We start from the raw sequence: 22443 nt of genomic DNA on the forward strand, positions 1-22443 counted from the left end.
AATAACTCTAGCGTTCTATTTTTTTTGATTTGCCTAAATGTACTAAAACATCATCATAATAAGGTAGCCCCTCATTATCACCTTCAACACCAACTACTAAAGAACCAACTGCATTTCCAAATTCGACACATTCTTTTAAATTTTCGCCATTACATAATGCTGTTAAAAAACCTGCTGCAAATCCATCTCCTGCACCTACTGTGTCTACTAAAGCTTTTGGCTTAATAGCATCTACCTCATAAATATCTCTACCATCTGAACCAATAGCACCTTTCGAACCTTTTTTAACAATAACTTTTGCTATTCCATAACCATGGAATATTTTTATTGCATCTTCTATAGAAACATCTCCTAATAATATATTTATTTCTTCATCACCAATTAAAAGGATATCAACATCAGGTAATATCTTCTCTATATAATTCTTTGCTTCTTCTTTTGTCCACATTTTTAATCTTATATTAGGATCAAAAGATATAGTTAAGTTATTTTTCTTTGCTAATTTTATTGCTTCTAATATAATCTCTTGATTATTTTTAGTTATTGAAGGAAATACTCCTGTTATGTGAAGGATTTTTGCCGCCCTAAAATATTCTTCATTTAAATCTTCGCATTTCATTGTACTTGTTGGTGAATTTTCTCTATAATAAAATGATCTACTAGATCCATCCGATAAAACTTCTCTAAAGTATACTGAAGTTTGATATCCATCCACAAGTTTAACTTCTGAAATATCAATATCCTCCCCTCTAGCAGTTTTTATTATATATTTTCCAAAATCATCGTTACCAAGTCTACTTATAAAACCTGCTTTTAGTCCTAATCTTGCACATCCTATTGCAACATTTAACTCTGCTCCACCTACTTTTCTTTTAAAAGTATCTGAAAATATTATCGGCCCCTTTTCTCTAGGGCACATTGCAATCATAGCATCTCCTATGGTAATTACGTCCATTAAGCCTCTCCCTCTTTCATCAGCCTTATCTGCTTTTTATATTTAATAAATTACTATTTAAATACCAAAGTATTCATTGGCATTGTCATAACATATACCTTGAACAATTTTCTTAAGTAATTTTTGATTTTCTGGTACTTCACCATTTTCAACCCATTCTCCAATTAAATTACATAATATTCTTCTAAAATATTCATGTCTTGTGTATGATAAAAAGCTTCTAGAATCAGTTAGCATACCAACGAAACGACCTAATAGTCCAAGATTGGATAAGGCTTTCATTTGTTCAAGTATTCCATCCTTGTTGTCATTAAACCACCAAGCTGCTCCAAACTGTATTTTCCCTGGAATTCCATCCCCTTGAAAGTTTCCTATCATAGTTCCTAAAACATAGTTATCCTTTGGATTTAAAGTATATAAAATAGTTTTAGGAAGAGAACTTTCTCTATCTAAGGAATCTAAAAGTCTAGAAAGAGGATAAGCTATACTTTCATCATTTATAGAATCAAATCCAGCATCTGCTCCTAGTTTTTCATTCATTCTTGTATTATTATTTCTAAGTGCTGCAATATGAAGTTGCATTGTCCATCCTAGTTTATAATAATATTTAGCTAAAAATCTAAATGTATAAGTCTTATATTTCTTTTCTTCTTCAAAACTTATAGATTGTCCCTCTAATGCTTTTTTAAATATTACCTCTGCTTCCTCTTTTGAAACTTCAGCATATAATACTGTATTATTCATACCATGGTCTGATATTCTACATCCAACTGAATGGAAAAACTCTACTCTAGATGCAAATGCCTGCAAATAATTATCATAGTTAGTAATAGTAACTTTAGATATTTCCTCTAATTTTTTTACCCATGAAGCAAATCCCTCTGCATTTATTTCCATACCTTTATCTGGTCTAAATGTTGGTAAAACTTTTACATCAAAATTTTCATCTTCTTTAAGTTTTAAATGATATTCTAATGTATCAGTTGGATCGTCTGTAGTACAAATTACCTTTACATTTGACTTTTTAATTAAGTCTCTTACTCTAAATCCTTCTCCAGTAAGTAATTTATTAGCCTTTTCCCATATTAATGGAGCTGTATCTTCATCTATAACATCATATATTCCAAAGAATCTTTGAAGTTCTAAATGAGCCCAATGATAAAGTGGATTTCCTATAGCCATTGGTAATGTTTTTGACCAAGCTAGGAATTTATCATAATCACTTCCATCACCTGTAATGTATTTTTCATCTACACCATTACTTCTCATTGCCCTCCATTTATAGTGATCCCCATATAGCCATGCTTCAGTGATATTCTTAAATTTTTTATTTTCATATATCTCTTTGGGATCTATATGGCAATGATAATCTATAATAGGCATATTTTTTGCATAGTTATGATATAAAGCTATTGCTGTTTGATTGGATAGTAAAAAGTTTTCATCCATAAATTTTTTCATTTTAATCATCCTTCTTAAACTTCGTTAAATATTTAACTTTATTAGTCTAACTTAAGTAAGATCTTTTTCAAGCTAAGATTATAATATAAAGATATAACTTGAATCCAATCTTACAGTAAGGAAGGCTAATATTACTTTTACTAAATATGCTCTTTAAATTAATAAATATATAATTAAAATTTTATCTATACACCTGAATAAGCATTAAATCCACCATCTACTGGAATTACAACTCCTGTTACAAAACTAGAAGCAGGTTTTGAAAGTAGATATAATAATGTTCCTATGAGTTCTTCACTTTCACCAAATCGTCCCATTGGCGTAGCTGCTAAAATCTTACCTGTTCTTGGAGTTGGAGTTCCATCTGCATTAAATAGTAATGCTTTATTTTGTTTAGTTACAAAGAATCCTGGTGCAATAGCATTTACACGAATTCCTGATTTTGCAAAGTGAACTGCAAGCCACTCAGTAAAGTTGCTTATTGCTGCCTTAGCTCCTGAGTAAGCTGGAATTTTTGTAAGTGGAGTAAATGCATTCATTGAAGAAATATTTATAATGCTTGCATCTTCTTTATTTAATAAATCTTTAGCAAATACTTGTGTTGGAATTAATGTTCCAAGGAAGTTTAAATTAAATACAAATTCAACTCCTTTAGGATCTAAATCAAAGAATGTAGTAATATCTTTCTTATCTATATCTCCCTCAAAATAATACTCATTAGTTGTTGTTGCTCTAGGATTATTTCCACCTGCACCATTAATTAAGATATCGCAAGTTCCTAAATCTGCAACAATTTGTTCACGAGCAGCTTCTAAACTCTCTTTATTAAGTACATCTACCTCATATGCTTTCGCTATATGACCTTCTTTAATAATTTCATTTGCATAATTTTGTGCTCCTTCAAGATTTCTATCTAAAAGAGCTACCTTAGCTCCACATTCAGCAATTGCTTTTGCAAACATACTGCAAAGTATTCCACCTGCTCCTGTAATAACAACTACTTTATCTTTTAAATCTATTTCAAATGGTATTTTCATAATATCTCCTCCAATTTTTAATAATTTATTTTATTTTTTCAAGAGTCTCCCATATACCGTTAATATAACTTGCACCTAATGCACGATCATATAATCCATATCCAGCTCTACCTGTTTCACCCCAGATCATTCTTCCATGATCTGGTCTTAAATAACCTTTGAATTTATTCTTGTGTAAAATTTTCATAATTTCAACAATATCAAGTGAACCACAATCTGAGCAATGAGCTGACTCTTCAAAACTTCCATCATCTAATATTTTTACATTCCTTACATGCATGAAATGAATTTTCCCTTGTGCACTGTATTTATCAATCATTTCATATATATTATTTGATTTTGTACATCCTAATGATCCTGTACATAATGTTAACCCATTATTAGGACTATCAACTAGTTTTAAAAATCTATCTATATTATTTTCATCAGTTATTATTCTTGGAAGCCCAAATATATCAAATGGAGGATCATCTGGGTGTATTGCCATACATACATCATTTTCTTCTGCAACTGGAATAATTTTTTCTAAGAAATATTGTAAATTTCCCCAAAGAATTTCTTTGTCAATCTTTGAATACTCTTCAAATAAATCTTTTAAATCTTCTTTCTTATAACTAGAATCCCAGCCAGGAAGAGATAATTCTCCAGTTAAAGGATCCATCTTTTCAAGTTGATCCTTATAATAAACAAGTGCTGTTGATCCATCTTCTAATTCTTTATCAAGTTGAGTTCTTGTCCAATCAAATACAGGCATAAAGTTGTAGCAGATAACCTTCACACCAACTTCAGCTAATCTTCTAATATTCTCGTTATAATTTTCTATGTATTTGTCTCTTGTAGGTTTTCCTAACTTTATGTCCTCATGAACAGGTACACTTTCAACGATATCGAAGATAAGACCTGCTGATTCTATATCCTCTTTTAATTTTGCTATACTTTCACGACTCCATACTTCTCCTACTGGTACATCGTAAACAGCTGTAACAACACTTCTCATCTTAGGAATTTGTCTTATATATTTTAATTTTACAGGATCACTTTCTCCATACCATCTAAATGATAATTTCATATTAACCACCTCTTATTCAAATTTTAATTAATCATTTTTTATTGATTTTATTATCTCTTAGCACCAATATTTCATCCTTTTTAAATATATTTCTTACTCTTTTATAAATAAAATTAACTAGAATTCAGCAATTTTTATTAATATAAAAATCACATATATAAATTTAGGAATATGATTACATTAAACTTAGAAAATAATTCTACATACGTTTTAGGTTAGTATATTCCTCACTATACCTTATGATGCTTTTTTCTTTCCATACTTAAATTATATATAATAATTTACAATTTTTATTATTTATCTTGCTTGAAAAATAACAAAAGTTGCTATACTCTATATTTATAAGAATTTTTTTGGGGTGATAAAATGGATAAGAAGATATTAACATTCTCATCAAGACAAGTAATGCATTCAAAAGACTTTGAACTCTTTCATTATTCCGATAATATTCCTATAAATGTTGAATACCATAATCATGACTTTTATGAAATATTCTTCTTCATTTCTGGAAAAGTTAAATATATTATTGAAGGAAAAACATATACTCTTAAACCTAATGATATTCTTCTAACTAATAATAAAGAGTTACATAAACCTATAATTGAAAATGGAATGAACTATGAACGAATCGTTATTTGGATTGACCCAAACTTTGTGAAAACTATTGAAAATGATGAAACTAATCTTACACTTTGCTTTGAAAATTCATCAAAGCATCATCATAACCTTCTTCGTCCGAATATTGATCTTTTTCACATTATTAATAAAATATATGAAAAGCTTGAGAAAGTTTGCTCTAGCGACGATTATGGTGATAATCTTCTTAGGAAAGTTTATATAACAGAACTTTTAATATACCTAAATAGAGCATCTTTTGATTCATCCAAAGAAATAGATATTGATATTGAACATAACTCAAAAATAAGCGATGTGGTGCAATTTATAAATGAAAATTTATGTGAAGATTTATCTCTTGACACACTGTCCCAGAAATTTTACATAAGTAAGTATCACTTAAGTCGTCAATTTAAGAAGTATGTTGGATTTACTATACATCAATATATTATGAAAAAAAGGCTAATTATAGCTAAAATTTATTTACTTAATGGAGCTTCTATCGATTCTGCATATATTTATAGTGGATTTAATAACTATCAAAATTTTATTAAAGCTTTTAAAGATGAGTTTGGATTATCTCCCAAAAAATATCTTGCATCCCTTAAGTAAAATAACTAAAAAAATTAAGAATAAAAAATAATATTTTTATAGCTCTAAAAAAATAAGAAGTAAAGTTTATTTTTCAAGTAAACTTTACTTCTTACTTTATATATACTTAATTAAGCTACTTTATTCTCTTGTTCATATGCAACTTCTTGTTCATATGCAACTTTATCTTGCATTTTAACAAATGGAAGATATACTCCAACTGACATTGCAGTTATTAATATTTGAAGTACTGCCCCTTGCCATCCGGATAATATAAATCCTGATATAACTGGTGGGGTTGTCCAAGGTAATTGAAGCGCTGTAAATGGTTGAATGAATCCTGTAACTAATGAGAAATATATCATTAATACTGCAATTACTGGTACTATTATAAATGGAATTGCCATTATTGGGTTAAATACTATTGGTAAACCAAATATAACTGGTTCATTAATATTGAATAATCCTGGTAATAATGACATTTTTGATAACTGCCTTAATTGTTGAGATTTAGCTACAATAAGTACTGCTATTATTAATCCTAATGTTATTCCTACTCCACCAAACTTTGCATATATAGATACAAATTGAGATGTAACAATTTTTGCATTTTCTCCTACAACTAAAGTTCCTCCAGCATCTACTACTGCTTGGTTAGCTAAAGAATTTGCTGTAAGAACTGGTGATATTATTCCTAAAATAATGTTTGCTCCGTGTAATCCAAACCACCAGAATATAGACATAAATGCCATTATAAGTATACTTCCTACTAAAGAATCTGAAAGATTTTGCATTGGCACTTGTAAAATATTATAGATAATTTCTGTCATTGAAATTCCTTGAGTCGCATTACAAACTGCATATACTATCATTGATAATAGTACAATAACAAAACCTGGAATAAGTGCTGAGAAAGCATTGGCTACCCCTTCTGGAACACTCTCTGGCATTTTAATTCTTATATCTTTATTTATAAACCAAGAATATATAGCACCAACACATAACCCTATTATTATAGAGGTAATCATACCTTGTCCACCAGTCCATACCTTAGGAATAACTCCAGTAACTATTTCCCCTGTTTTTGTTGCTACAAAAGCATTACTTATTACTAAAAATGAAACAATCGATAAAATACCTGCTGGTACAGCTGATACTTTACTAGCTTTTGCATAAGAATAAGCTATACCAAAAACTGCAACTAATGCAATAATATCAAAAGTGGCTCCTGTTACTTGGTTTAATGGAGCAGCCCATTGCTCTCCAAATATACCTGACATAATATTTGACCAATTTTTAATCGGGAAGCTTTTAATAAGCATAAATATTGATCCTATAAGTGTTATAGGCATTGTTAAAACAAAACCATCTTTAAGTGCCATTATAGGCTTTGCTCCTGCAAATTTGGAGACTGCAGGTATAACCTTAGCACTAATTTCATCCATCTTTTTCATTATAATATCACCTTTCTTACAAATTTTTTTATAAGTTTTCCCCTCTTGTTTCAATTACTTCCTTATACCAATAAAATGATGCTTTTTTCTTTCTATTTAAATTATCTTTATGATCTACATATATAAAGCCATATTGCTTCTTAAATCCATTTAACCAACTTAATAAGTCTATAACAGACCAAGCATAGTATCCTTTAAGATTTATACCTTCATTAATAGCTTTCTTAACTACTTTCAAGTGTTCCTCTATGTACTTTATTCTTGGAATATCCATTACTTCATCCTCTATAATCGGATCTACATCTCCTAGTCCATTTTCAGTAATATATAGTTTAATATCACCATATCTTTCCTTTAACATTCTTAATCCACCTAAGAAACCTTCAGGTGATATTTCCCATCCCCATTTAGTATAAACCTTATCTGCCATTTTTACTGTTTTATAAACTCCATCAAAGGAAGGGTTGCCAGGAGCTCCAGTAAAGTTTTCTCTTGTTGGATTAATTTCTTCATTAGCAATATTCTTCATCACTCTTTGAGGTTTATAATAATTCAATCCCATAAAGTCATTGTACGGTGCAGCCTCTTTTAATAAATCTAATTCTTCTTGAGTCCAATCAGGAGCTAATCCTTTTTCCATTAAACCCTTTACAACATATTCAGGATATTCTCCTTTTAAAATAGGATCATAGTACCAGAATATCTCATAATTATTACAATGATTTGCTGCAAATTTATTTTCCTCTTTATCATCTATACTATAAGCAGGACTAAATACATGAGTTATTCCAATTTCTCCAAATTGTCTTAAACTTTTATATATCTTTACTGATTTAGCATGTGCCACAAATACATTATGAGAAGCTTGAAAATATTTTTTAGGATCCATTGTAATACCTGGTGGGTGAACCCCAGCTATATATCCTAATCTACAGAAATTAATAGTTTCATTAAATGTTATCCAATGCTTAACTCTATCACCAAATGCTTTAAAGCACGCTTCTGCATATTTAGCAAAAGCATCAATCATTTTTTTATTTAACCATCCACCTTGCTCTTCTAAAATCTGTGGAAAATCCCAGTGATAGAGAGTTGCAAAAGGGACAATTCCATATTTCAAACACTCATTTATTATATTATTATAAAATTCTATTCCTTCTTGATTTACTTCTCCAACACCATCTGGTATTATTCTAGCCCAAGAAATAGAAAATCTATAAGATTCCAATCCCATTTCTGCCATTAGCTTAATATCTTCTTTATACCTATGATAATGATCTACTGCTACATCACCATTTGTATTTTCAAAAGTTTTACCTGGTATTTTAGAAAAGACATCCCAATTAGTTACACCTTTTCCTCCTTCATTCCATCCACCTTCTACTTGGTAAGAGGCTGAAGCAGCACCAAATAAGAAATCATTTGGAAACTTCATTAGTTATTCCTCCTTCTATTATTAATTAATTTTTTTATTAATTAATTTTATTAAAAATCTATTTTCCTAGTAATTTTAAAGCTAAGTCTAATACTTTTGCTCCATTCATCATTCCATAATCAACCATTGGTATTACTTCAACTGGAATTCCTTTTGGATCACAAATCTTCTTATTCTTTGCTAAATTAAATCCAATTTGAGGTCCTAAAAGTGCAACATCCATACTATCTAAATGCTTGTCTATTTGAGATTCTGGAAAAGCTGAAATTTCCACCTCTATTCCTTTATCCGCAGCTGCCTTTCTCATTTTATTAACTAAAACACTTGTTGACATTCCTGATGCACAAAATAATTTTATTACTATCATATCTCTTCCTCCTAAAATTTAACATTTTCATTTTTTTATTTTTATATTTTTATTTAATTAATTTATTAACAACTTTTCTTAACTCTATAATTTGTTCTATTAAGTTCTTTTCAGTTATTGCTGTCATTAAATGGTCTTGTGCATGTACAAATAAAACTGACATATCTACCTTTTCTCCATTAGCTTCTTTTTGTATAAATAAAGTTTGACCATTATGTGCTTTCTCTAAAGCTTCATTAGCCGCTTTTAATTCTTCATCAGCTTCATCATATTTACCTTCATTTACTTTGTTAAGAGCCGTATACGCATGATTTTTACAGTCTCCAGCATTAATAATTATGTTCATTACTGCCATTTCTAATTCATTCATTTCTTCCATTTGCCTACCTCCATTACTGATTTTTATTCTTACGCAATTATATACAGCAATACTTGTGCCAAACTCTATATAAATATATATTTTATTTCTTTAAACACTATTTCACTCTATCATTTCTTCTTTTTATATTAATATTAAGCTATTAAAATCAATGGTTTATGCTAATTGTTATAAAACTTAAATAAATTTTATTTTTTACTACTTCAATTTAAAATTTAAACAATAAACATTACTGTTTAATTAAATTTAATAGTGTTTAAATTTTAAAAATAGTGTTTTTATTTTAAACACTAATTGCAAATTATGTTTAAATACTGTTTGATATTTACATTTTTTTGTGATATCCTTTTCATTATATGGATGCAAATCTTACAGATTTAAGAATTATTGAGGAGGTTATTTAATTATGAATAAAAAAGATTTAATATATAAAACAATTCTTCAATTAAATTGTTTAGATGGAATAGATACAAATACTATATCCTCACTGATGAATATGTCTAGAGCAAATGTAAGTCATGAATTAAATAAATTATGTAAGGAAGGAAAACTATACAAGTCTTCTGGAAGACCAGTTTTATTTTTTATTCAAGAAAATAATAAGCCTAATACAAAATCTAAATTAGATTTATTAGCACAAAATAACGAATCTTTAAGACATGCTATAGAACAAGCTAAATCAGCTATACTATATCCACCTAATGGTATTAATAGTTTAATTTTAGGTAATACTGGTGTGGGTAAATCTATGTTTGCTTCTTTAATGCACAGCTATGCTGTAGAAATGAAGATTAAATCTGAAGACTCACCTTTTATAATATTTAACTGTGCTGATTATAGTAATAACCCTCAACTTCTTACATCACAACTTTTTGGTGTAAAAAAAGGATCTTATACTGGTGCTGAGTCTGATAAAGTAGGATTAATTGAACAAGCTGATGGAGGAATTCTCTTTTTAGATGAAGTTCATAGACTACCACCTGAAGGCCAAGAAGCTCTTTTTATATTTTTAGATACTGGAACCTTTAGGAGAGTTGGTGATTCTGAAATAAGAACTTCTGACGTTTTAATAATATCAGCAACTACCGAAGATCCAACCTCTGCTTTATTAAGCACATTTACTAGAAGAATTCCTATGACAATTACAATTCCATCTCTTAAAGATAGAACTTTAGAGGAGCGTCTTCACTTAATTAAAACCTTCTTCAAAGCTGAAAGTAATAGAATAAATAAGGAAATCTATGTATCTTTAAATTCACTTCGTGCTTTACTTTCATATGATTGTCCTAATAATATAGGTCAATTAAAAAGTGATGTTCAGCTTCTTTGTGCTAAAGCTTATTCAGAGTTTTTAACTAATAAAAAACCTGATGTAAGAATATCAAGTAAAATTTTACCTTCATATATTAAAGAAGGTCTTTATAAAGAAAAAGAACATAGAGTTCTATGGAATAAGTTAATAGGTGAAGAAGTCGAATATTTCAGGTTTCCTGGATATGCTCAAAACCTTGATGATACCAATTATAAAGAAGATATAGACTCAATATATAATTTTATAGAACAAAAATTAGCCAAGCTAAAGTCTAGAGAAATATCAGACATTGATATTGAACACATATTAGAAAAAGATATACTTCAACATTTTGCTAAAAATACTTCTAATACATCAATAGAAAATAATAGACAAAACTTATTGACAATAATTGATTCTAATATTTTAGAATTCATAGACAAACTAGTTGAATTTATCGTACAAGAATTAAACGTAGTTTTTGATAATAATCTCTATGCAGCCTTTGCTTTACATATAAATACATTAATAAATAGAATAAAGAGTAATAAAGTTATCTCTAACTCTAATTTAGGTAAAATTAAAACTCTTTATCCTAAAGAATTTAATGTAGCATTTAAAATTAAAAATATTATAGAAGATTATATCCGTACTCCAATTCCAATAGATGAAATAGGATATCTAGCATTATTTTTAATTCCTGATAATACTTTTAACAATGAATTTAAAGATAAAGTTAAAATAATACTTATTGCCCATGGAGAGTCTACAGCTACATCAATGGCAAACGTTGCAAATAAACTTTTAGGTGAAGATTATGTAATCTCTATAAATGCTCCCTTAGAAGTTGCACCCCTAGAAGTTTTAGAAGACTTAAAAGATGCAATAAAAAACAATCCCTCTGATGCAGGTTATCTTCTATTGGTAGACATGGGTTCATTAACTACTTTTGCAGATGTTATAAGAAAGAACTTCAATGTTCCAATAAAAGTTATATCTCTTATTTCAACCCTGCATGTATTAGAGGCTACAAGAAAAGCCTTATCTGGATTATCTTTAGAGGATATTTATAATGACGTCATTATGGTTAACTCCTATGTGGAAACTCATAAAAACATTAATGAAAAAAATATAGATAATAATAAAATCTTAATAATAACAGCTTGCCTAACAGCTGAAGGTGCTGCAATTGCTATTAAAAGCTTTTTAGAAACAAATCTTAATTATAATAAAAATTTATTTGAAATAATATGCTTAAATTGCTTAGATAAAAAATATTTTAAACAACAGATAATAAACCTCCAAGAAAAAAATGAAATATTATTTATAGTTTCATCTTTTCCTGTTGATTTAGATATAAAACAGTATTCTATGTACGAAGTATTTAACATGAATGTAATTAAAACTCTTCAAGATTTAATTAATTTTAAAACTGCTATGCTAAATATTCCTATAGTTATAAATGAAAATATAGATAATATAGATGGTTTAGATTTATTTAATGATGTAACTAAATTCTTAAACAGTATACTATCCAAGCATTCTGTTACCTTATCTTATGAAAAAACTGTTGGTGTAACTCTTCATCTAGCCTTTGTTGTAGGACGATTAAAAAATGGTGATACTACTTCAGAATATTTAGATAAAGAACAGTATATTGCTGAAAATAGAGATTTATACAATTTAATAAATGGTGAGTTCTCTTTTTTAAATAGCAAATATAAGATTAAAATATCTGATGATGAGATATGCTATATAATGAACTTAATTAAATCAAGCTTACCAGAACCTCAATAAAATATGTATCTATGTAATTTTACCTATTCCGTCGCTATGCTCCAAGGAACAATAATATTATTAATTTTTCCTTTCAAATCTAAATGATGGAATTTATAAGGGAGATGAAAATATTCATCTCCCTAAATATTTATCTAATCGCTACCATTGCTAATAGTTCCATTTTTCAAGGTCGGAGCTAAGCACTGCTACGCACCTGGATTAGTTCTTCTCAGATATAGTTTTTTTGCCTTTACTGTCCATAAGTCCTATCCCTGCCATTACACATATAACATCAAGTACTCCCAAATGTCCATTTTCAACACCTGTTGCTGGTAATTTCCCACCATTATTAGGTGTTTTATTTGAATCACTTGGTTTTTCTGTTCCGCTTCCATTTCCAGATTCATTTTCACTTCCGCTTCCATTGTTTCCACTACCATTATTTCCAGATCCACCATTTCCATCACCCTTAGCTATTAAATCATTTATAGCTGTATCTAAGAATTTTGTTGCTTCGTTTACTTCTTTTTAAGTTGCATCTTCATTAACAAAAACTTCACTTGCTCTTGCTAATTGAATTTTAACCTCATTATCACTTTCTTCTGTATATTTTGATAAATCTATTTCTTTAGCCTTATTTATTAAATCATCAAGTTTAGATTTATCTGGTATTAATCTTAAATCTAGATAAGATTTTAATAATGCATTGTATGCTGAATCTACTTCTTCTGTAGCCTCTTCATTTTCATAGATAGATTTAGCTTCTTCTAATGCAGCATTAAATTCTTTTACTACAACTGGTACTGCACCCTTTAGTAAACCTTCTGCTACAACTTCATCGGCATAATCTATAGTTATTTTTAAAGCAGTTTTATCTACTTCTGGCTTTGATTCTGGTGTAACTTCCTTAACCTTATGAACATTTAACTCAGTATCTGTTGCAAATCCAACAGCTCCCTCTTTTGCAACTAATCTTACATGTGTTACATTAGGAACTTCATCACAGGTAACACTTTTACAATTTCATAAAAAGTAAAATAACCCACAGTAAAATACTTATAGTATTCTACTATGGACCTTATATTAACTATAACCTATAATACTAAAGCTCAATTTCTGTAGTATCTTTTACAACTACTTGAGCTGCTTGCTTTTCAACTAGATCTCCATTTTCTGTCTTAATAAGATTATTATTTATAATAGTATCCATTAAAGATACTACTGCTACATCTTCAACATCTTCCTTAATATCCTTTATAGATACTGTGTACTTCTTTCCAGCTGCATCTTTAAAACTCATACTTGCAGTTCTTTGAATCATATCTTTTCCTCCTTTCCCCAATCAAATTAATGATAAATTTCTTCTCTCACAAACTACTTATAACTAAACCTATTCCCCTCTAGTTATTACATAAATTTGCTCTTTTTTAATAGTAGAAACAGTGTATGCTAGGATTCCACCTATTGCATCAGATAAAGCTACTAACTCATTATCTTGAAGTTAATTTTACTATTATCTATAAAGTACTCATAATCATAAACTTAAAGTCACAAAAATAACAAAGTGCAGTTAGAGTTTTTAACTTGGTAAAAACTCTAACTGCACTTTGTTATTTTAATATAATTAAACACGCTCTTTTCCATTAGTATTCTATATTAGCATACTGTAAATAATCCACCCTTAGATCTAGGTTACTTCACAAGGTATTAGCCTTAATTATTTATTTTAAGAAAATCGAATATTCTTTATTGTCCATTGGTGATGTTTGAAAAAATAGTTTAATAGAATGATTTTGTATAAAACGTATTGATTCTATTTCCTCATTGTTAAAAAAATCCGATAGTTTTTTTATTACAATTCTACTTGCTGGATAAGGAATTTGTATTTCTTTATGAGTAAACCCTAATTCAACTGCACGTTCAGCAGTCTTCAAATCCTTAAATATTATCATTAAATGACGTTTTTCAATACTATCTTCATTTAAAAAAGCCATTAGCTCTGCAGGAGAAAAAATTTTAACTTCCATTGGTTTTGGAAGGCATAATTGCATTACTTTAATAAAAAAAGGATCTTTATTATAATTATTATCAACAATTATGGCATAATTAGCATTTACAAACTTATTCCAATTTAAGGCTACCGTTGCATGTAATAATCTATTATCAACCCGGACAAGCTTAATTCTTGTATTCATACTTATTCACCAACCTGTTTTTGTTTCTGATATTTTTTTAGAGTCGCTGATATTAAAGCTAACAATATTTTTCCATTAAAGCTTCCCCTAATATCTATATTAAAAATTTCTTCATATTTTTTAATTTTATAAATTAAAGTATTTTTGTGCAAAAATAAATCTTGAGCTGTTTGAGTAATATTATAATCATTTACTATCAATTGATCACTTATTTTTACGAACTCATCTATATCAATCTCTTTATGTTGATCTTTATAGAAATCAAATATATCACTAATGTCAGTTGTTTGGATTTTAGAAAAAACATATTCCAATAGATAATCCATAAAAAAAATAGGTTCATTTTCAGTTAATTGATTATTTTGTTCTAGCCATGTACAATTTTTATAGCTTACATTATACTTTTTTAACTTATTTTGTATTGATCCAATTATAAATCTACAATCTTGAAATCCCCAGTCTTGAAGACTCTGAATATATTTTCGAAAATATTTTTTTATCTGTAATTTATCTAAATCATCTGGTATATCTTTAAACAAAAGTAATCTATTATCATCTAATAAAGAATAAATAAGTTCCTTACTATCTTTTCTTAATTTTAGATTAATTACTTCTTCAGAATTAAATCCATTATCATTAATTATATAAATAGCTGCCCTACTTTTCTTTTCATATATTCCTAATATAGAAACTAGATTTAATATATGATTTAAATCAAAATTATTAACATCCAATAAACACTTTACCAATTCATCATCAAGTGTTACTTTTTGCTTAATAGAATTTGTGTTAATATGATAAGTTAATCTAGTAATCAATGCATCATATACTAAACTACTAATCATTTTTAAACTATCAACGTCTCCTGTAATCCATAAATAACCATAATTATCATTATTTATCGAGATATTACGTATAACAATATTATTTTCTTTACTATTAATATTTACATAAGTATCTACATATTTACTATCACTACAACAAAGTACTTTTCCATATTCATTTAACAAACCAATAGTATATTTTTTATTTTCTTCAAAAACTGTAATAAACTCTTTAAAAATTTTAACTAAAGTCATATTCTCTACCCTTCTTAATTCTAATAAATAAAGCTCTAAAAGTAAATATTATCACATAAACTGCAGCTAAATTCAGTTGCAATTTATGTGATATAACTAATAAAAAAATTCTATTTAAACATTTACATATACTCTTTATTTTACCATAATTCTCTTCATATGGAAACGACTAAGTTAAGTTCTATAGCTGTTTAATTTTGTTTATGCATGTTACAATTATTAAATTATCTTATAATATTTTAGCATTTCTTTAATTTTTTCATCAGTTTCCAAACTTAATTCATTTACTGGTTTTCTCGCTGGACCAACCGGTGCAATATTAGCTAATTCAACTGCACGCTTCATAACAGAAGGCACTGTTCCTAATGGTAGTGTATCACGAAGAACATCAATATCACTTTGTAATTTATTAGCCACTTCAGTATCATTAGATTTAAGAGCCTTATATAAATTTACTAAAACATCTGTAATTACATTGCTAGTCCCAGCAATAGCACCCTTTGCTCCTAAATTATATCCAATAGATATTTTAGAATCAGAGCCAACTAAAACACTTAAATCACTATTTTTAGCTACTTCTATATATCCCTTCAATGTATCAATATTTCCACTGCTATCTTTTATAGCTTTAATATTATCTATTTTAGCTAGCTTTTTAAGAGTTTCCTTTGAGATATTACATCCAGTAGACTTTGGAATATTATATAAAACTATAGGGATTTTTACACTATGTGCAATCTCCTTAAAATAATCATAAATCTCATCATCCATAGGCTTTATAAAGTATGGAGTGATAACAGATAATGCATCAGCACCTAACTCCTCCATCTTTTTTGATAACCTAATAGCTTCTCTGGTTGAACAAGCACCTGTTCCAACAAAAACTGGAACACGCTTATTCACAATTTCTATAACCTTTTTAGCAAACTCAATTTTTTCTTCTTCATCTATAACATGAAATTCACCATTACTACCTAAAATAAATATGCCATTAACACCCTTTTTAATTAAGTGTTCTATTAATTGTTCAGTAGCCTCATAATTTATAGATTGTTCTTTATCACGATTAAATGGTGTAACTATAGGGGTAATAATTCCTTCAAACATTTTTTCCTCCTAAAATCAAATTATAACTTATTTTTATAAATTAATATTTAATCAAGCATAGTATTAGTATGTACGCAGCTTGTCTTTAATATAGAAATACAATTTTCTATTACTTCTTTAACGTTTACATCATTACTATCATTAGTATTAATATATAAATCTATTAACATAGGTAGATTTAGACCAGTAATAACATTATGATTATACTTTTTAGTTAGAGCTGTGAATACATTACAAGGAGTTCCTCCATATAAATCAACCAAAACTAAAGTATCTCCACTTAAATTACTTAGTACAGCATCAGCTTCTTTAGTAAAATCCTCAAATGACATTGATGGCATTAATGATACTGATTTAAGATTATTCATTTTTCCAACAATCATTTCTGCAGACTTTATTATTTCTTCTCCAAATTTACCATGAGTTGCAATTACTATATTTAATTTTGACACATATATCGCCCTCTTTCCTTTATGCTGATTTTATACCTTCTCTAATATGCTTTTACCAAGAGCTCCACCTGGATGCCATTTTACATATTGATTTAAGTCTAATCCTTTTTTATTTTGTAATACCACACTTAAACATTGTAATATTAATATTTCAGATAATATTGAAGCCCTTGGAGGTTTATTTAATATATCCCCTTCAATATCTACATGTGCAATTAACGTTACTAAAGAATTATTCGATAGCCATGAACCTGATTTACCAGTGCAACAAATAATTTTAGCCCCATTTCCTTTAAGAGTAGTTACCGTTGCTTTTAACTCTTCTGTTTCACCGCTATTAGATATAGCAATTACAACATCCCCACTTTTAACTTGGCCACTAGAACCATGAACTGCTTCTGTTCCATGAAGTTCATATGCACTAGTTCCAGTGCTAGATAACAATGATGCAACATATCCTGCTACATGACCAGGTTTTCCAATTCCAGTAACATGGACTCTACCGCCTTTTTTTTCACTTTCTATTATTATTTCAGCGGCCTTGTCAATAGCTTCTGTATCTAGCTCATCTATATTTTTCTCAAACTCAAATTTAATGTTATCTATAAATTGTTGTAAATCTTTATTCATATTACCACCTTATTTTACAGTAAATTTTCCATAATAATTTCACTAGACATTTTACATGTTCTCTTTTCAGACTCAATAGTTCTAGCTGCTGTATGAGGTGTTAATAAAAAGTTGTCTAGTTCCAATAACTTGTCATTAGCTGTTGGTGGTTCACAACTATAAACATCAAAGTAAGCTGAACGAATTTCCTTATTAACTAATGCTTTATATAGTGCCTCTTCATCAACAACTCCACCTCTAGCAGCATTAATTAAACATGCAGTATTCTTCATTTTCTTAAATTCTTCAGTAGAAATCATATTTTTAGTAGAATCAACTAGAGGTACATGTAATGATATATAATCGCTTTCACAAATAATTTCTTCTAATGATTTCTTTTCAATATTATACTTTTTAGCATCATCATCTGAAATTTCAAAACTATCATAAGCTGAAACCTTCATTGAAAGTCCATTTGCATAATTAGCTATTCTTTTACCAATCATTCCAAATCCAATAATACCTAATTTTTTTTCACTTAGTTCTTGTCCAGTAGGCTTATTCCATTTATGATCTTTAACTTCTTTGAAAGTATTATAAAGATTTTTAGCATCTGCAAACATTAATGATAAGACATGTTCTGCAACAGCATTAGAATTTGATCCTACTGTTCTACCAACAAATATTCCTTTTTCCTTAGCATAATTCAAATCTATATTATCAGTTCCTACTCCAAATTTACATACAGCCTTTAGATTAGGACAATTATCTATAAGTTCCTTATCTATAATATCTACTCCAACAATTATTGCATCTGCATCTGATGCTAGATTATAAAACTCCTCTTTAGTATATGCCTTACCTGTATTGTTATAATATACATCTAATCCCTTAGATCTCATATTTTCTACTTCTTTTAGACCATAATTAGCAAATCCTCTTGGTGTAATCAAAACCTTCAATTTAATTCCTCCTTTTTATTCCATTAAATAAAGTCTAAATTATTCCTATGAATGTTAATGCTATAGCAAATATCATAGTGAAGGCCATTATACGTAAATATTTTGGTCCTCTTTTTGTAATATATAAATACATTCCCATAACTACTGCAAATGGTAGCATTTTAGGTAACATTTGATCTAATATACTTTGTAATGCAACTTCTGAGGTATCGTTTACAAATGTCCAAATTGTTGTGAATTTTACATAAGATGATGATAAACAACCTATCATAAATAAACCAACAATACTTGCAATATCAATAACTTTCTTTACTTTACCAGAATGTAATATATCTAATATTGCATTTTTTCCAAGTGTGTATCCCTTTTTCACAAGGAACCATGAAAAACCGTAAGACCAAGCTAAGTAAATAATAGCAGGTATGAATGCTGCAAATACTGATCCATTAAGTGCCATTGGAACAAATATTGCAAGTGGAATAGTAGCAACAATACCTTGGTCAACACTATCTCCTATACCTGCTAAAGGTCCCATTAATCCTATTTTTAAAGATTCAATAATTTCAGGAGTAATATTTTCATTACCTAAAGCTCTTTCTTCTTCTAATGAAATAACAATTCCATGTATAAGGCTTCCCCAATCGCAATTAGTATTAAACATTGATGCATGACGTTTCATTGCTTCTTTTAATTCTTCTGGATCATCTTTATATATTTTTCTTAATACTTTATTTACAGAATAACTAAACGCTAATGCTTGCATTCTATCAAAGCTTACAGGTACTTCGACAGCCATACACCACTTAAACCAAACTTTAAGTAAATCAATATTAGTAACAAGTCTTTTTTGCTTTTCAACTACTTTTTCTTTAATACTATTCATATTGCGCGTCTCCTTCCTCATTTTGTTTAAATAATGAAACTATTAATGCTAAACATAATGCTAGAACAGCACCTGTTAACATAGAGAATCCTAAAATAGCATGTAAGAAGAATCCTAGAACGAAGAATGGCATGTATTGCTTTTTACCCATAACTACTAATGTTAAAGCAAATCCTAAAGCCGGTAACATTCCTCCCGCATTAGCTAAACCATTCATAAGCCATGTTGGAATAATATCTATAAACTTTTGAACTACGCTAGGACCAAATAAAGTTGCTATAAATACAGGAGTGAAGTATAATACACCATTTGTTAACCATGGTAAAATAAATGAAATTTTAGATACCTTATCATATTCTCCCTTTTCTATTAAATCATCAGCTTTAGTATTGTAAAATGAGTTAATTGTACGACGAACGTTATTAATTAAAACTCCTAAAACTCCAAATGGAACTGCAATTGCAACTGCAGCAGATGGATCTATATTATTAATAATAGCGGCTGGTATAGCAATACAAGCAGCTAATGCTTGGTCACTTGGTATATTACCCCCAGCTTCAATACCTCCCATATACATTAATTGTATTGTTGCCCCATATACAAGCCCTACTTGAACATCACCAAAAATCAAACCTATTATTACACCTAGAACTACAGGTTTACGAAGTGCAAATGAAATATAGTAAAAAGCTCTTCCCATTGTAAGCCAATAAACTAATCCTACTAATACAGCTTTTATAACCATTTTGCTTCCCCCTTAATTAAAGTTTTTCAACAGCTTTTTTTAATGTTTCAGATGGGTAATCAGGAGTTGTTTGTAAATATATATTTACTCCTAAATCTTCAAGAGCTAATAGAGTATCAGCATCTGCACGATCAAATGTAATAGCATTATTAACTGCCTTTCTGCCTGGACCTCCACCTAATCCACCTATTTGAACTTCTTTAAGTTTTAAACCAGATCTAATTGCATTATCTAGTTCTTTAACACTTTTAAATAAAATCATTACCTTATTGCTTTCAAACTCACCATTTTGTTGAGACTTAACTGCATCCTCTACAGATAAAATTCTAATTTTTACTCCCTTTGGAGCTGCCATCTTAAATACAGTTTGCATAAAATCATCTTTACTTAATACTGTATCAATCGTAACGATTTCATTAATCCCCAATAAAGTAACCCACCTAGTAATAACTTGTCCATGAATCAGTCTAAAATCTACTCTTGTTAACTCAATACTCATAAAAAATCCTCCCTTGTATCTTATTGATTTCATTATACTATAATCGTTTTCATTGGTTGTAACAAAAAACCAATGTAATTTTGGTTCAATGTACCAACATAAAACTTATTTTATTTTTGATTACGGAATTCTGTAATTATATTTCTAATTTTTGTAGCATTTTCTGCAATTTCTTCAGAAGTTCCTTTTGTTAATAATCCACCAAGTCCACAAATATCAACACCATTTCTTAGCCATTCTTCAAGGTTATCTAATGTTATACCACCACTAGCTAATATTGGCATATCAGGTATTGGAGTCTTAAATACCTTAGCTAATTTTGCTCCATAGAAATCAGATATTGGGAATGCTTTTATAAAAGTAGCTCCACTACTTAATCCCTCTACAGCTTCTGTGAATGAAGTACATCCAGGTGCATAAGGTATTTGATATCTATTACACATCTTTGCAACTTCTTCAGAATAATTTGGAGCTATAATAAATTGAGCCCCTTTTAATATTGCGTATCTAGCAGTTTCAACATCTAATACTGTACCAGCTCCTACACATAAATCATCACCATATTTTTCAACTAATCCTTCAATGATATCACCAGCATTATTTAGAGTAAAACTCATTTCCATTACAGGTATACCACCTTTTATACATCCATCAGCAATTTCACATGCTCTTTCAAAACTCTTTGTTCTTACAATTGCAAGAGCACCGCTTTCATACATTTTTTGAGTTATTTTTAATTTCTTCATAACCAACGCCTCCTTTAATCATTATTTTACACTTTTACCTACAATCATCAATAGGACGAGAAACCAAATAAATCTATATATTTTGTTACTGTAAACGAAAACAATAATACTAAATAAAGTTTAGAAAAGCCCCTAGTAGTATAATTAATTCTACTAAGGGCTTCTATATTAACTATAACCTATAAGACTAAAGCTCAATTTCTGTAGTATCTTTTACAACTACTTGAGCTGCTTGCTTTTCAACTAGATCTCCATTTTCTGTTTTAATAAGATTATTATTTATAATAGTATCCATTAAAGATACTACTGCTACATCTTCAACATCTTCCTTAATATCCTTTATAGATACTGTGTACTTCTTTCCCGCTGCATCTTTAAAACTCATACTTGCAGTTCTTTGAATCATAACCATTCCTCCTTTCCCCATTAAATTAATAATAAATTTCTTCTCTTACAAACTACTTATAACTAAACCTACTCCCCTCTAGTTATTACATAAGTTTGCTCTTTTTTAATAGTAGAAACAGTGTATGCTAGGATTCCACCTATTGCATCAGATAAAGCTACTAACTCATCATCTGTTGCAGTTGCTGATATGTTTTTGAAGCTTTGTCCTCCAAAAACATCTTCTCCCTTAGAGTTAACTCCAGTTTGATAGCTTATTCCTAAAGCATTTCCAACTAATACTGAACTTGCTGCCATATTTATCACCTCCTCAACTTATATATACGTT

Annotated in this window: 24 protein-coding genes; 3 read left to right on the forward strand and 21 right to left on the reverse strand. The window is 28.9% G+C overall.

Annotated features, from left to right (window positions below; all coding sequences use genetic code 11):
• Positions 1-7 precede the first annotated feature (7 nt).
• From ACQPVP_RS00185 to uxuA, 4 genes are all read right to left on the reverse strand, one after another.
• Positions 8-955: a sugar kinase gene (locus ACQPVP_RS00185; protein ID WP_430846074.1), complete on the reverse strand. Its 948-nt coding sequence runs from the start codon at positions 953-955 to the stop codon at positions 8-10.
• Between the two features lie 57 nt (positions 956-1012).
• Entirely contained in the window at positions 1013-2416 is a 1404-nt protein-coding gene (uxaC, locus tag ACQPVP_RS00190) for a glucuronate isomerase (RefSeq protein ID WP_430846076.1), read from the reverse strand.
• Between the two features lie 185 nt (positions 2417-2601).
• Entirely contained in the window at positions 2602-3453 is an 852-nt protein-coding gene (locus ACQPVP_RS00195) for an SDR family oxidoreductase (RefSeq protein WP_430846078.1), read from the reverse strand.
• A gap of 25 nt (positions 3454-3478) precedes the next feature.
• A complete protein-coding gene (gene uxuA / locus ACQPVP_RS00200; RefSeq protein WP_430846080.1) occupies positions 3479-4522 on the reverse strand; it encodes a mannonate dehydratase in 1044 nt (347 codons plus the stop codon).
• A 366-nt stretch (positions 4523-4888) separates the two neighbouring features.
• Between uxuA and ACQPVP_RS00205 the strand changes: the two genes are divergently transcribed.
• Positions 4889-5749, forward strand: a complete 861-nt coding sequence (locus ACQPVP_RS00205) for an AraC family transcriptional regulator (protein ID WP_430846082.1) — start codon at positions 4889-4891, stop codon at positions 5747-5749.
• A gap of 110 nt (positions 5750-5859) precedes the next feature.
• Here the strand turns inward: ACQPVP_RS00205 and ACQPVP_RS00210 are convergent, their stop codons facing one another.
• The 4 genes from ACQPVP_RS00210 to ACQPVP_RS00225 are packed head-to-tail and all read right to left on the reverse strand — an operon-like array spanning position 5860 to position 9354.
• The gene (locus ACQPVP_RS00210; protein WP_430846084.1) at positions 5860-7182 is read right to left on the reverse strand and encodes a PTS sugar transporter subunit IIC; all 1323 of its coding nucleotides are present in this window, start codon (positions 7180-7182) and stop codon (positions 5860-5862) included.
• Positions 7183-7210: 28 nt separating this feature from the next.
• Positions 7211-8617, reverse strand: a complete 1407-nt coding sequence (locus ACQPVP_RS00215; RefSeq protein ID WP_430846086.1) for a glycoside hydrolase family 1 protein — start codon at positions 8615-8617, stop codon at positions 7211-7213.
• Positions 8618-8675: 58 nt separating this feature from the next.
• Positions 8676-8984, reverse strand: coding sequence for a PTS sugar transporter subunit IIB (locus tag ACQPVP_RS00220; RefSeq protein WP_430846088.1), 309 nt, complete (start codon positions 8982-8984; stop codon positions 8676-8678).
• A gap of 49 nt (positions 8985-9033) precedes the next feature.
• The gene (locus tag ACQPVP_RS00225) at positions 9034-9354 is read right to left on the reverse strand and encodes a PTS lactose/cellobiose transporter subunit IIA (protein WP_136006811.1); all 321 of its coding nucleotides are present in this window, start codon (positions 9352-9354) and stop codon (positions 9034-9036) included.
• A 415-nt stretch (positions 9355-9769) separates the two neighbouring features.
• Between ACQPVP_RS00225 and ACQPVP_RS00230 the strand changes: the two genes are divergently transcribed.
• Complete coding sequence (locus ACQPVP_RS00230) at positions 9770-12451, forward strand: sigma 54-interacting transcriptional regulator (RefSeq protein WP_430846090.1); 2682 nt, start codon at positions 9770-9772, stop codon at positions 12449-12451.
• 226 nt (positions 12452-12677) lie between these two features.
• Positions 12678-12965, forward strand: coding sequence for a hypothetical protein (locus tag ACQPVP_RS00235; RefSeq protein ID WP_430846092.1), 288 nt, complete (start codon positions 12678-12680; stop codon positions 12963-12965).
• Between the two features lie 570 nt (positions 12966-13535).
• Here the strand turns inward: ACQPVP_RS00235 and ACQPVP_RS00240 are convergent.
• The 13 genes from ACQPVP_RS00240 to ACQPVP_RS00300 all read right to left on the reverse strand — a co-directional run bounded on the left by ACQPVP_RS00240 (position 13536) and on the right by ACQPVP_RS00300 (position 22412).
• Positions 13536-13754 (reverse strand): DUF2922 domain-containing protein, encoded by a 219-nt coding sequence (locus ACQPVP_RS00240; protein ID WP_430846094.1) that lies wholly within the window; start codon positions 13752-13754, stop codon positions 13536-13538.
• Positions 13755-14154: 400 nt separating this feature from the next.
• Positions 14155-14628 carry a PTS sugar transporter subunit IIB gene (locus tag ACQPVP_RS00245; RefSeq protein ID WP_430846096.1) on the reverse strand — a complete coding sequence of 158 codons (474 nt, stop codon included), beginning with the start codon at positions 14626-14628 and terminating at the stop codon, positions 14155-14157.
• Positions 14629-14630: 2 nt separating this feature from the next.
• Positions 14631-15707 (reverse strand): PucR family transcriptional regulator, encoded by a 1077-nt coding sequence (locus ACQPVP_RS00250; protein WP_430846098.1) that lies wholly within the window; start codon positions 15705-15707, stop codon positions 14631-14633.
• A 219-nt stretch (positions 15708-15926) separates the two neighbouring features.
• A complete protein-coding gene (dapA, locus tag ACQPVP_RS00255; protein ID WP_430846100.1) occupies positions 15927-16814 on the reverse strand; it encodes a 4-hydroxy-tetrahydrodipicolinate synthase in 888 nt (295 codons plus the stop codon).
• Between the two features lie 47 nt (positions 16815-16861).
• Entirely contained in the window at positions 16862-17266 is a 405-nt protein-coding gene (locus ACQPVP_RS00260; protein ID WP_430846101.1) for a PTS sugar transporter subunit IIA, read from the reverse strand.
• Positions 17267-17296: 30 nt separating this feature from the next.
• Positions 17297-17896, reverse strand: a complete 600-nt coding sequence (locus tag ACQPVP_RS00265; protein ID WP_430846103.1) for an SIS domain-containing protein — start codon at positions 17894-17896, stop codon at positions 17297-17299.
• A 14-nt stretch (positions 17897-17910) separates the two neighbouring features.
• On the reverse strand, positions 17911-18837 hold the full coding sequence (locus ACQPVP_RS00270; protein ID WP_430846105.1) for a phosphoglycerate dehydrogenase: 927 nt from the start codon (positions 18835-18837) through the stop codon (positions 17911-17913).
• Positions 18838-18871: 34 nt separating this feature from the next.
• Positions 18872-19720, reverse strand: coding sequence for a PTS system mannose/fructose/sorbose family transporter subunit IID (locus ACQPVP_RS00275; protein ID WP_430846107.1), 849 nt, complete (start codon positions 19718-19720; stop codon positions 18872-18874).
• Positions 19713-20465 (reverse strand): PTS mannose/fructose/sorbose/N-acetylgalactosamine transporter subunit IIC, encoded by a 753-nt coding sequence (locus ACQPVP_RS00280; RefSeq protein WP_430846109.1) that lies wholly within the window; start codon positions 20463-20465, stop codon positions 19713-19715. Before ACQPVP_RS00280 ends, ACQPVP_RS00275 begins: the two co-directional genes overlap by 8 nt.
• Before the next feature lie 16 nt (positions 20466-20481).
• Positions 20482-20964: a PTS system mannose/fructose/N-acetylgalactosamine-transporter subunit IIB gene (locus ACQPVP_RS00285; protein ID WP_430846111.1), complete on the reverse strand. Its 483-nt coding sequence runs from the start codon at positions 20962-20964 to the stop codon at positions 20482-20484.
• A 110-nt stretch (positions 20965-21074) separates the two neighbouring features.
• The gene (locus ACQPVP_RS00290; RefSeq protein WP_430846113.1) at positions 21075-21710 is read right to left on the reverse strand and encodes a ketohydroxyglutarate aldolase; all 636 of its coding nucleotides are present in this window, start codon (positions 21708-21710) and stop codon (positions 21075-21077) included.
• Positions 21711-21897: 187 nt separating this feature from the next.
• Positions 21898-22116, reverse strand: a complete 219-nt coding sequence (locus ACQPVP_RS00295) for a DUF2922 domain-containing protein (protein ID WP_430846094.1) — start codon at positions 22114-22116, stop codon at positions 21898-21900.
• Between the two features lie 68 nt (positions 22117-22184).
• Positions 22185-22412 carry a DUF1659 domain-containing protein gene (locus tag ACQPVP_RS00300; RefSeq protein ID WP_430846115.1) on the reverse strand — a complete coding sequence of 76 codons (228 nt, stop codon included), beginning with the start codon at positions 22410-22412 and terminating at the stop codon, positions 22185-22187.
• Positions 22413-22443 lie beyond the last annotated feature (31 nt).

It is taken from the genome of Clostridium nigeriense (genome assembly GCF_050585265.1).
GTDB classification, from domain to species: Bacteria; Bacillota; Clostridia; order Clostridiales; family Clostridiaceae; genus Clostridium; species Clostridium nigeriense_B.